Here is a 10,291-nt window from a genome sequence, read left to right on the forward strand (position 1 = left end):
GGATGAGCGCAGGGGAAGCGACCGCCGACGACATGCCGGGCACGGAGACGACCGTCGGCGGCGAGGCCGGAGCGGCCCCTGGGACGGCGCCTGAGACGGCCCCTGGGACAGCCACCACCCGCGAAGGCACCCACGACGTGAGGGTGACCGCCGACCGCGAAGGCGTCACCGGCCGAGGAGTGACCGCCCTTGACGACGTACCCGGTCAAGAGGTGCCCCCCGGCCGCGACGGCGTGCCCGGCCGGGGGACGACGGCCGTCGTCGGCGGCGGCGCGGCGGGCATAGCGGCGGCGAAGGCCCTCATCGAGGCCGGTCTGCCCGTCCTCGGCATCGAACGCGCCAACTCCCTCGGCGGCCTGTGGCGGCTGGAGGCCGACACCGCGTCCTACGAGGGCCTGCGCCTCAACACGAGCAGGCCGCGCACCGAGTTCTCCGACTTCCCGATGCCCGCCGAGTGGCCCGACTATCCGACCCGCGCCCAGATGCTCGAATACCTGCGCTCGTACGCCGACCGTTTCGGGGTCGGCGAGCGCTTCCGTTTCGGCACGACGCTGGAATCGGCCCGGCGCACCGAGAACGGCTGGGAGCTGGAGCTGACCGGTCCCGGCGGGCCGTACCGCGAGACGGTGGAGCACCTGGTGGTGGCGAACGGCCACAACCACGAGCCCCGGCTGCCCGAACCGCCCTACCCGGGGACGTTCACCGGCACCGAGTCGCACGCGCACGACTACGTCACCCCCGCCGAGCTGGCGGGCAGGCGCGTGCTCGTCGTGGGCACCGGCAACTCCGCGATGGACATCGCCGCCGAACTGACCGACCACGCGTCCGCCGTGCTGCTGTCGGCGAGACGAGGCGTCTGGGTGCTGCCCAAGCGGCTGCTGGGCCGGCCCTCCGACCAGCTCAACGGCGCCCTCGCGGCCCTCCTGCCCTGGCGGGTGCGGCAGGTGGTCTCCCAGGCGGTACTCAGGGTCGCCGACAGGAAACCCGCCGGGCCGCGTCTGCCCGCTCCCCGCCAGGGTGTGCTTCAGGACCACCCCACCCTGAGCGACTCCGTTCCCCGCCTGGTCGCGGAGGGAAGGGTGCTCGCGCGCCAGGGCATCGCGCGCCTGGACGGCTCGCGGGTCCATTTCACCGACGGGCAGGTGGACGAGGTCGACCACATCGTCTGGTGCACCGGCTACCGGGCCGTGACCCCGTTCCTCGACACCTCCGCCACCGCCGCCACCGCCGCCGGCACCACCACCGGCACCGGCACGGCGCCCGACCCGGCGAGCACGCTGCTCTACCGCCACGTCTTCCCCATCGGCGACGACTCGATCAGCTACGTCGGGCTGATGCAGTCGACCGGTTCGGCACTGCCCGTCGTCGAGGCGCAGGGCCGCCTCCTCGCCGCCGTACGCGCCGGAACCCACCGGCTGCCCGACCCCGAGACCGCGCGCAGGATCGCCTCCGCCGAACTCGACGCCGCCCGAGAGCGTTGGGGGCAGCGCAGGCCCCACATGCGAATCGACGTCGACCAGTATCTCCGCGTCATGCGGCGCGAGCTGCGCGCCTCCCCCTCCCGCGCGCTCGCCGGGCGCCGGATCCTGGTCACCGGCGCGGCCGGCACCTTCGGCAGGGCGATGAGCGCGCGGTTCACCGCCCAGGGCGCGCACGTGGTCGGCCTGGACATCGCCCGCCCCGACGACTCCGACATCCCGATCATCGCCTGCGACATCACTTCCTCCGAATCCGTCGACGCGGCGGTGGCCGAGGCGGCGGCCCTGCTGGGCGGCATCGACCTGCTGGTCAACAATGCCGGCCGGGGCGGGCCGGCACCGGCCGAACTCGCCCCGGGCGACGAGGTGGAGGCGCAGCTGCGGCTGAACCTGCTCGGTGCCTGGCGGGTGACGGCGGCGGTCATGCCCCACCTGGTGCGTGCGCGCGGGCAGGTGGTCTTCATCGCCTCACGGATGGCGGTCCTGCCCCTGCCGCTGGCGGCGGCGTACGGCGTCTCCAAGCGCGCCCTCGCCGCCTACGCCGACGCGCTCCGACTGGAGGTCGGCACGCACGTCGGCGTGACGACCGTCTACCCGAGCATGGTCCGCAGCCCGATCCACGACAGTACGCGCCAGGCCGGGCTCTCCCTGGACGCGGTGTCCCGGCCGGAGCCCGTCGAGGGCGTGGTCGACGCGATCGTCCGCGCCGTCACCGCCCGCCGCGCCCCGCGCGACGTGGTGACCACCGTCCGGGGACGTGTGGAGATGATGGTCGGCAGACACGCCCCCTCCCTCGCCGACCGTCTCGTCCGCCGCACCGTCGCCGCCCGCGTGGCGGCCGGTGACTTCGCGAACGCCCCCCTCGCGGCGGGAATGGTGAGCAGGCACCGCGGCTAGCCCTCGTCGCGGCGTACGCCCTCCCGGCCCGAGACATCCTCCGGATGGCCCGGTGACGGGTCCGGTAACCTCCTCGACCTGTTCGAGCACGCCTTGAGGCAGCGCGCGAAACCGAGCCGAGGTCAGGAAAGGGTGGTGCAGACATAGGGCGAGGGCCACTGGGAAACGCCGGGTGGGCGGACGGCCTGGAAGCCGAAGTTCGCACTGGCCCCGGGCGCGAGGGAGCCGTTGTAGCTCAGGTTGCGAGCGGTGACGGTCTGCCCCTTGGTGGTCACGGTCGCACCCCAGGAGCCGATGAGGCTGTGCCCGGCCGGCAGCGTGACGGTGACGGTCCAGTCGTGGATCGTGGAGGGACCGGTGTTGGTCACTCTGACCGGATCGACCGTGTATATGTTGTTCCCCCCGTACAACACGGTGGCTGTGGCCGAGCAGCTTCCGGCGGCGATGATGCCGTAGGAGAAGTTGTTCACCGCCAGGCCGGTCTGGCCGACCCACGGCTCGAAGCCCGCCTGGACGCTGGTGAGATACCACGACCGCTGGGCATGGCCGCGACTGATCGCGTCGTCGACGAAGGTACTGACGGCGAAGCCGATCGACGCGGTCGCCGAGGAGCGGACGTAGGAGATCACGTTCCAGCCGACGTTGCCGTACCAGACCTCCCAGCTCGCCCCGGCGAGGCTGACCGTACCCACTCGGGAGCCGATCGGCTGGATCGGCCCCACCCGGTTCAGCCAGACCGTGATCTCCGCACCGGTGTTCTGGCCGTCCGTCCGGGGAGCCGGGTCGAGCCAGATGTCGTAGGACGCGTTGTACACGCCGCCGCTCGGATAGGTCATGTGGACGCTGGTCTGGATGCCGTTGAACCGGCTGTCACTGATCCGCATGGGCAGGCCGCTGCCGGAGGTGCACCGGCCGCGGTGACAACCGGCGAAGATCGACGGGTAGGAGCCCGGCGCGCCGTCGGTCGCTCTGTCGTGGCTCGCCTCCGTCACCGAGAAACCGAGGTCCGTGACGTTGACGCACTGCTCGGTGTCGTCGCTCCAGTTGTTGTTCTGGACGTAGTACTTCCCGTTCTGGATGACGGTGGCGCCGTCCTTCTCGCAGATCGTCGTGTCGGCACGCGCCGGAGCGGCGACCGCTCCGGACCCGAGGACCAGGCCGAGGACGGCCAGGACCGTCACGATGACCCGCCTCACTCCACGTTCTCTCGTACGCCTCATGCTGACACCGCTTCCGGTCGCGGATTGGTGGGGAGCGCCCGCATAGTTCGCACCATAGAACTGTTCCTCCCCATCGCAAGCTCCCCCGGCCCGCCGCCACGGTCCCCATGGGGCCACCAGGCCCGATTGGCTCCGGCACGTTCCCCGTCAGGTGAAAGTTCCACTCGCGCTCTCTGCCCACGGCGCGTCCAACCTTCCGGTGGACGTCAGGGGGCGGGCGTCCCGGCGGCTCGAACCCCTCAGCTCGACGGGGTGGCCGAGCCGATCCGCGTGACGTAGAGGTCCCAGAACCGGTCCGGGTCCACCTCCAGCACGGTGCGGCCGTCCGAATCGGAGACGATCTCGGGACGGAGGAAGACCGCCGCGGCCACGGCGTCCCAGACGAACGCCCGATGTCCCGGGTCACCGGCGAAGAGCGGCCCCTGCAGTTCCTTGAAGAGCCTCCTGACCGGGGTCTCCTCGCCCGCGACCACCCGCTCGTAGGTCCGCCTGTCCAAGGTGAGCCGCTGCGCCGCCTCCAGTGTGACGACCAGTTCGCGCCGGAACGGGGCCTCGAACACGACCCGGGACGCCTCGGGGTCGAACCAGCGGTTGAACTCCTCCCCCTCGGTGTCGGCTCCCAGATGGACGACCTCCCTGACCAGGGGGACCATGTCGGGGTGCTCCCGTACGGCGCGTGCCAGGTTGGTGGCCGGGCCGAGCGCGAAGACGGTCACCTCGCCGGGGTGGCGCCGCACCTGGTCGGCGATGAAGTCGGAGGCGCTGCCCGCCGCGGGCCGGGTCGTCGCGTAGCCACCGTGCGGCGGAGTGGCCAGCGCGCGGTGGGACGCCGGTCGCGGCCGGTCCAGGGCTCCGTCGTAGTCGTCCCTCGGCTCCGGCGTATTGCTCTCGCCGGTCACCACGGGGATGTCGGCCCTGCCGATGAGCTCCAGCTGGCGCAGCGCGTACGCGGTGCCCTCCTCCGGCCAGGTGTTGCCGCCCACGGTGGTGACCCCGAGCACCTCCACCCCTTCGGCGGCGGCCAGCAGGAACATGGCCTGGGCGTCGTCGTTCAGCTCGCCCATGTCCGCGTCGATGATGATCTTCCCGGTGCCGGGGGGCCCGTCGAGCGGCACCCCCGGCGAGCACGACGCCGTGGCGCACACCGTGGACAGCACCACCAGCGAAAATAGTATTTTCCTTCTCATGCCTCACTTGTCGGTCGTAACACCGCATTCGGTTCGTTCCATGCGGTGAACCGCCGGGGCCGCCGAACACGACAGCCCCCGGATCCCCGGACACGGCGAACCCGTACGGCACCGGACACCACGAAACCGTGAACCGCCGGAGCGGCCGGATGCGACAGAGAGGCATGACACCGTTGAAGGGGCTCCCATGAGTGAGCACGAGAGCTGGACGGACGCTCGACTGCTCGAGGCCGTCGCCGACGGGGACCGCCGGGCCCTGGAGGTCCTTTACGCCCGGCACGCACCCTGGCTCGTCATCCGGCTCACCCGGCGGTGCGCCGATCCGGCGCTGGTGGACGAGGCGCTCCAGGACACCTTCGTGGCCGTCTGGCGCACGGCACGCACCTGGAAGGGCAAGGGAGAGGTGGCCGCGTGGATCTGGGGCATCGGCATCCGCCGCCTGCTGGACCAGCTCCGCCGTCGTCCGGCGGTGCCACTGCCCGCCTACGAGCAGGTCATGGTCTCGGCCGAGGAGCAGGTGCTGCTCGGCATCGAGTACGGCGAGCTCGGCCAGGCGATGGGCCGGCTCTCCCCCGAGCTGCGCGCGGTGGTCCAGGCGACGGTCCTGGACGGCCTGACCACCCGTGAGGCCGGGCGGCTGCTCGGTATCCCCGCCGGGACCGTCAAGACCCGGATGATGCGCGCGAAGGCACTGCTGAGGGAGGAACTGGTATGAGCACCTGGCACATGGACGACGGCCTGGCCGTCAGGTACGCCGACGGGGAGCTGAACCCGACCCTGGCCGCCTCGGTCGAGGCCCACCTGCTGGCCTGCGATCAATGCCGGAGCCTGCTCGCGCCCCAGGTACCGCGCCCTCGGCTGGACCGGGTCTGGGCGGAGGTGGCCGACGCGGTGGACGCGCCCGTGCCGGGACCGTTCGAGCGGCTGCTGCGGGCGATCGGTGTCCACGAGCACACGGCCCGCCTGCTGGGCGCCGCCCACTCGCTACGCCTGCCGTGGATCGCGGCCAGCGCCGTGGCGCTCCTGTTCGCCGCGTTGGCCTCGGGAGAGATGACGCGGCAGGGGCTGCTCGTCTATCTCACGCTGGCCCCGATCCTGCCGGTCGCCGGGGTCGCCGTGGCCTTCGGCAGGGACGGTGATCCGGCCCACGAGATCGGCCTGGCGGCTCCGTACTCGATGTTCCGGCTGATGCTGATCCGCGCCGCCGCGGTGCTGACGTCCTCGTCGGCGCTGGCGTTGGTGACGGGCCTCGGCCTGCTGGACCACGACTGGACCGCGGCCGCGTGGCTGCTGCCCTCACTCGCCCTGACCTCGCTGACCCTCGCCCTGTCCAGCCGGTTCGATCCGCGCCACTGCGGGGCCGCCGTGGCGGCGACCTGGCTGGTCGTGGCCGTCTCCGTCAACCTTCGCGAGCCGAGCCTGGCGATGTTCGGCGGCGTCGGCCAGGTGGGCTACCTGGTCGTCACCTTCGTGTCCGTCGCGCTTCTCTTCTTTCGCCGCAGGGAGTTCTCATGATCGAGGCAGTCGGCCTGGTGAAGGCCTACGGCCGCGACCGGGTCCTGGACGGGCTCACCTTCACCGTGGGCAAGGGAGTGACCGGCCTGCTCGGGCCGAACGGCGCGGGCAAGACCACGCTCGTCAGGATGCTGGCGACGGTGCTCGCACCGGACGGGGGCGAGCTGAGACTGCTCGGCCGGAACCCGGCCGGGGACCTGCTGGAGATCCGGCGGCGGCTGGGGTACCTGCCGCAGGAGCCGGGATACCAGCGAGGGTTCACCGTCTTCGAGTTCGTCGACTACGTGGCGATCCTGAAGGAGATGGTGGAGCGGCGGGCACGGCACGACGAGGTGCGCCGGGTGATCGAGGAGGTCGGGCTGACCTCCGTGAGCGGTAAGCGGATCCGGACGCTGTCGGGCGGGATGCGGCGGCGGCTGGGCATCGCGCAGGCGCTGCTCGGCGACCCCGAGCTGATCCTGCTGGACGAGCCGACCGTCGGTCTGGACGCCGAACAGCGGCTCCGGTTCCGCGAGCTGATCTCGCACATCGGACAGGACCGCACCGTCGTGCTCTCCACCCACCAGACCGAGGACGTTTCCGCCCTGTGCAACCGGGTGGTCGTGCTCAAGGCGGGACGGTGCGCGTTCGAGGGCACACCCGAGCAGCTCCGGACCCTGGCCGAGGGCAGGGTCTGGCTGTCCACGGAGAAGTCGGGGGTGCTCTCCTGGCGTACCGGTGAAGGACTGTTCCGCAACATCGGGCCCGCTCCCGAGGGGGCCCGGCCGGCCGAACCGACCGTGGAGGACGGCTACCTGCTGCTGCTCGGCGACAAGGCGACGGCGGCGACGGCATGACCTGCGACCACGATCCCCGTCCCCGGCCCGCGGGCCGGGGACGGACGACGGCACGGACACCAGCCCGGGCAGGCGCGCCGCCCCGGGTACGGACACGCGGACCGGCCGTCCGGCCGCGGAAAGGACTGTCATGACAGGCTCGTCGTCGCTCGCCGGCCGGTGGCCCGCCACCACGCGTCACGCGGTGCCCGCGCTGGCCTACGCCGAGCTCCGGCGGCTGCTCCGCCACCCGCTCACCCTGCTCGGGCCCGCGCTGATGACGGCGGGGCTGCTCGGCCACACCTGGGAGTGGCCGCAGGACTCCTTCAGGATGATCACCGCTCAGATGGTGATGATATGGGGCGTACCTGCGTTCTTCGCCGCGAACCTCACCGGTACCGCGGCACACCGGGCGGGCACGGACGAGTTGCTGTCCACCGCCCCGGTCGACCGCGCGCACCGTACGGCCGCCGCCTGCCTGGCCGCCCTCGGGCCGTTCGTGCTGGCCTGCCTGTTCCAGGCGGTGCTGCTGCGCCTCTGCCAGATGTTCCAGGTGGACCTGGGACATGCTCCCACGGTGTGGGAGATGGCCGCCGCACCGCTGTGCGTGCTCGGAGCCACGCTCCTGGGGACCGCGACCGCCCGCTGGGCACCCCGCCAGGGCGTGCCGTTCGCGGTCATGTCCGTACTGGTCGGTTTCAACTACATCGTCTATCAGGGCTCCGAGCGTTTCCTCGGCTTCCTCGTGGAGTTCGTGCTGTGGACCTCCCCCATGTGGACGTTCCAGAAGGCCGAGGGGTCGGCGCTCTGGCACGCGGTCTACCTGCTGGCGCTGAGCCTGGGAGCGGCGGCGCTGGCGATGCTGCGCGACTCGGCCCGGCGTGGGTTCTGGCTCGGGATCGGCGCGACGCTGCTCCTGACCGCGGCGCTCTCCGGCATCTGGCAGCTGCCGTGACCGCCGTCACCGATCAGGAGGGCACGCCGACGACCGTGCTGGCCCGTGTCCGTGAAGAGGAGCGCCGCCGACTGTGCCGGGATCTGCACGACGGGCTCGGCCACGCGCTGACCGAGATGGCGATGGTCGTCAACATGGCCAGGATCAGCCTGCGCACCGCCCCCGCCTCGACCGACCGCCTGCTGGCGGAACTGCGCGACGGCATGGACGCGGTCGGCCAGGAGATCAGAGAGCTGGTACACGGCCTGTACCCGCCCGCCCTGGACGCGCTCGGCCTGGCCGGAGCCGTGCGGGCACTGGCGGACAACGGACCCTCGGTGATCGTCGAGACCGAGGGCGACCTGTCCGGCCTGCCCTCGGCCGTCGAGGTGGCCGCGTACCGCATCGCGCAGGAGGCGCTCACCAACGTCCGCCGGCACGCCGGGGCCCGCTCGGCGACGATCTCGCTCCGGCGTGACGACTCCTTCCTCACGGTCCGGGTCCGCGACGACGGGAGCGGGCCGCCCCCGGCTCCCCGTCCGGGGATCGGTCTCGCCTCGATGCGTGAGCGCGCCCGCGAACTCGGCGGGACCTGCGTGATGGGCCCCGCACCGGGCGGCGGCGCACTCGTGAAGGCCGTGCTCCCCCTGTCGACCGCTGTCTCCGCGCCGTGAGGACCTCGGATCGCCGCCCCCGCGGTTCCCCGGATCCGTCACGGGCCCGAGAGGGGGGAACCGGTCTGCAGCCGGTTGCCCGTACGACGCCAGCGGGCGAGTCCGCCGTCCAGCGGGCGTGCCCGGAAGCCGTGGTCGCGCAGCAGCCGCACCGCCTCCGGGGAGACCACGCAGTAGGGGCCGCCGCAGTAGGCCACGATCTCGACGTCCCCGGGCAGCTCGTCGAGACGGTCCCGCAGCTCGGCCAGCGGAACCGAGACCGCCCCCGGCACATGGCCGAGGGCGTGGTCGGCGGCCGAACGGACGTCGACGATCACGATGTCGGGGTCGGTGAGACGTCCGGCGAGTTCCTCGGCGGTCACCGCCTCCAGGACGGCGACCTCGCCGAGGTGTTCGGAGACCGCCTCACGCAGGTCGGCGAGTCTTTCGGCGGCGAAGTCCTGCAGCTCGCCCAGAAACCGGGAGACCCGCTCGTTGGCGAGCCGGTAGTAGATCCGCGTACCGTCCCTGCGGCTCGTCACCAGGTGGGCGGCGCGCAGCTGCTGCAGCTGGGCCGAGGTGTTCTTCAGCGGGATGTCGGCCGCCTCCGACAGCTGCTCGACGGTGCGCTCCCGCTGGTCGAGCACGTCGAGCAGCCTGAGCCGGACGGGACTGGCCAGCGTCCTGCCGATCCGCGCCAGCTGCCGGTAGATCGGCTCCTCGCGAAACTCCGTCATGGCCGTCAGACCATGTACTGGTCGTGGCGCAGGTAGACGTCCGTCCACTCCTCGTCGGTGAGCCGGCGCCCGCTGCTCGCGATCTCGGCGAGTTCCTCGAAGTACGCCTCGCGCGGCGCGCCCGGGGCGAAGAGCAGGAGCATCGAGGCCGGTTCGCCGGACTCGTTGCGGAAGCTGTGCACCCCGCCCTCGGGGACGTACAGGAAGTCTCCCGCCGTCGCGTCGGTCCAGGACTTCCCGTCGAACAGCCGTACCGTCCCCGAGAGCACGAAGAAGGACTCGGAGATCGTCCGGTGGAAGTGGGGCGCCGGACCGGAGGGTTTTGGCCCCATGTCCCAGCGGTACAGGCCGAACTGCCCGTTCGTCGAGGCGCCGGTGCCCAGATAGCGCACCGTCGTGCCACCGATCACCAGATCCGGCCCCGCGCTCGCCGGCCTGAACACCCCGCTGCTCTCGCCCGCCTCGTCCAGGTAACGAGCCTCCGGATACGACATCGCACTCCCCGTCCTATGAGGAAATACTCTAAAAGACTATAGAACACGGGGATAAAGGAATGAAAGGTGTCACACGAGGCGGGGAGCACCGATGCGAACGGTCCCGCCGACTCCGGTCGGCGGATCACCCGGCGCGACGTCCACCACGGACGCCGGGCGGGTCAGCGGAGAAACAGGTTCAGCACGACCGTGAGGAGGATCGAGAGCAGCACGGAGACGAGGATCATGGTCAGGCAGCCGGCCCAGCCGCCCAGGATCCTGACCTCCGTGTTTCCGATGCGCATGTCCACGCGTTACCCGGTGACGACCTCGGAAAACCGGCCCCCGACGCGGGTCCGTCCGAGGAACGCGCCTCCCGCGT

General features: G+C 71.7%; 11 protein-coding genes. 6 read left to right on the forward strand and 5 right to left on the reverse strand.

All coding sequences use genetic code 11. The annotated features are described in order from the left end of the window. Positions 1-2: 2 nt before the first annotated feature. Entirely contained in the window at positions 3-2,375 is a 2,373-nt protein-coding gene (locus tag ACFY3V_RS03305; RefSeq protein WP_389769479.1) for an SDR family NAD(P)-dependent oxidoreductase, read from the forward strand. 122 nt (positions 2,376-2,497) lie between these two features. Here the strand turns inward: ACFY3V_RS03305 and ACFY3V_RS03310 are convergent, their stop codons facing one another. Together ACFY3V_RS03310 and ACFY3V_RS03315 are read right to left on the reverse strand one after the other, a co-directional pair. Further along, entirely contained in the window at positions 2,498-3,595 is a 1,098-nt protein-coding gene (locus ACFY3V_RS03310; protein WP_362902612.1) for a cellulose binding domain-containing protein, read from the reverse strand. A gap of 239 nt (positions 3,596-3,834) precedes the next feature. Next, positions 3,835-4,782, reverse strand: coding sequence for a nucleoside hydrolase (locus ACFY3V_RS03315; protein ID WP_389769483.1), 948 nt, complete (start codon positions 4,780-4,782; stop codon positions 3,835-3,837). A 187-nt stretch (positions 4,783-4,969) separates the two neighbouring features. On the opposite strand from ACFY3V_RS03315, the gene ACFY3V_RS03320 reads away from it, so the two are divergent. From ACFY3V_RS03320 to ACFY3V_RS03340, 5 genes are all read left to right on the forward strand, one after another. Beyond that, complete coding sequence (locus tag ACFY3V_RS03320; protein WP_350944289.1) at positions 4,970-5,497, forward strand: RNA polymerase sigma factor; 528 nt, start codon at positions 4,970-4,972, stop codon at positions 5,495-5,497. Further along, positions 5,494-6,297: a zf-HC2 domain-containing protein gene (locus ACFY3V_RS03325; RefSeq protein ID WP_362902618.1), complete on the forward strand. Its 804-nt coding sequence runs from the start codon at positions 5,494-5,496 to the stop codon at positions 6,295-6,297. The genes ACFY3V_RS03320 and ACFY3V_RS03325 overlap by 4 nt, the downstream gene beginning before the upstream one ends. Beyond that, complete coding sequence (locus ACFY3V_RS03330; protein WP_350944293.1) at positions 6,294-7,133, forward strand: ABC transporter ATP-binding protein; 840 nt, start codon at positions 6,294-6,296, stop codon at positions 7,131-7,133. The genes ACFY3V_RS03325 and ACFY3V_RS03330 overlap by 4 nt, the downstream gene beginning before the upstream one ends. Before the next feature lie 130 nt (positions 7,134-7,263). After that, entirely contained in the window at positions 7,264-8,067 is an 804-nt protein-coding gene (locus tag ACFY3V_RS03335) for a hypothetical protein (protein WP_350944295.1), read from the forward strand. Next, on the forward strand, positions 8,064-8,720 hold the full coding sequence (locus ACFY3V_RS03340) for a sensor histidine kinase (RefSeq protein WP_362920423.1): 657 nt from the start codon (positions 8,064-8,066) through the stop codon (positions 8,718-8,720). The genes ACFY3V_RS03335 and ACFY3V_RS03340 overlap by 4 nt, the downstream gene beginning before the upstream one ends. A 38-nt stretch (positions 8,721-8,758) precedes the next feature. Here the strand turns inward: ACFY3V_RS03340 and ACFY3V_RS03345 are convergent, their stop codons facing one another. The 3 genes from ACFY3V_RS03345 to ACFY3V_RS03355 form a co-directional block, all read right to left on the reverse strand. After that, positions 8,759-9,436, reverse strand: coding sequence for an ArsR/SmtB family transcription factor (locus tag ACFY3V_RS03345; RefSeq protein WP_389769490.1), 678 nt, complete (start codon positions 9,434-9,436; stop codon positions 8,759-8,761). A gap of 5 nt (positions 9,437-9,441) precedes the next feature. Continuing rightward, positions 9,442-9,930, reverse strand: a complete 489-nt coding sequence (locus ACFY3V_RS03350; protein WP_350944300.1) for a cupin domain-containing protein — start codon at positions 9,928-9,930, stop codon at positions 9,442-9,444. 161 nt (positions 9,931-10,091) lie between these two features. Further along, positions 10,092-10,214 (reverse strand): hypothetical protein, encoded by a 123-nt coding sequence (locus tag ACFY3V_RS03355; RefSeq protein ID WP_350944302.1) that lies wholly within the window; start codon positions 10,212-10,214, stop codon positions 10,092-10,094. Positions 10,215-10,291: the final 77 nt, after the last annotated feature.

This window comes from Streptosporangium sp. NPDC000095, assembly GCF_042899335.1.
Lineage (GTDB): Bacteria > Actinomycetota > Actinomycetes > Streptosporangiales > Streptosporangiaceae > Streptosporangium.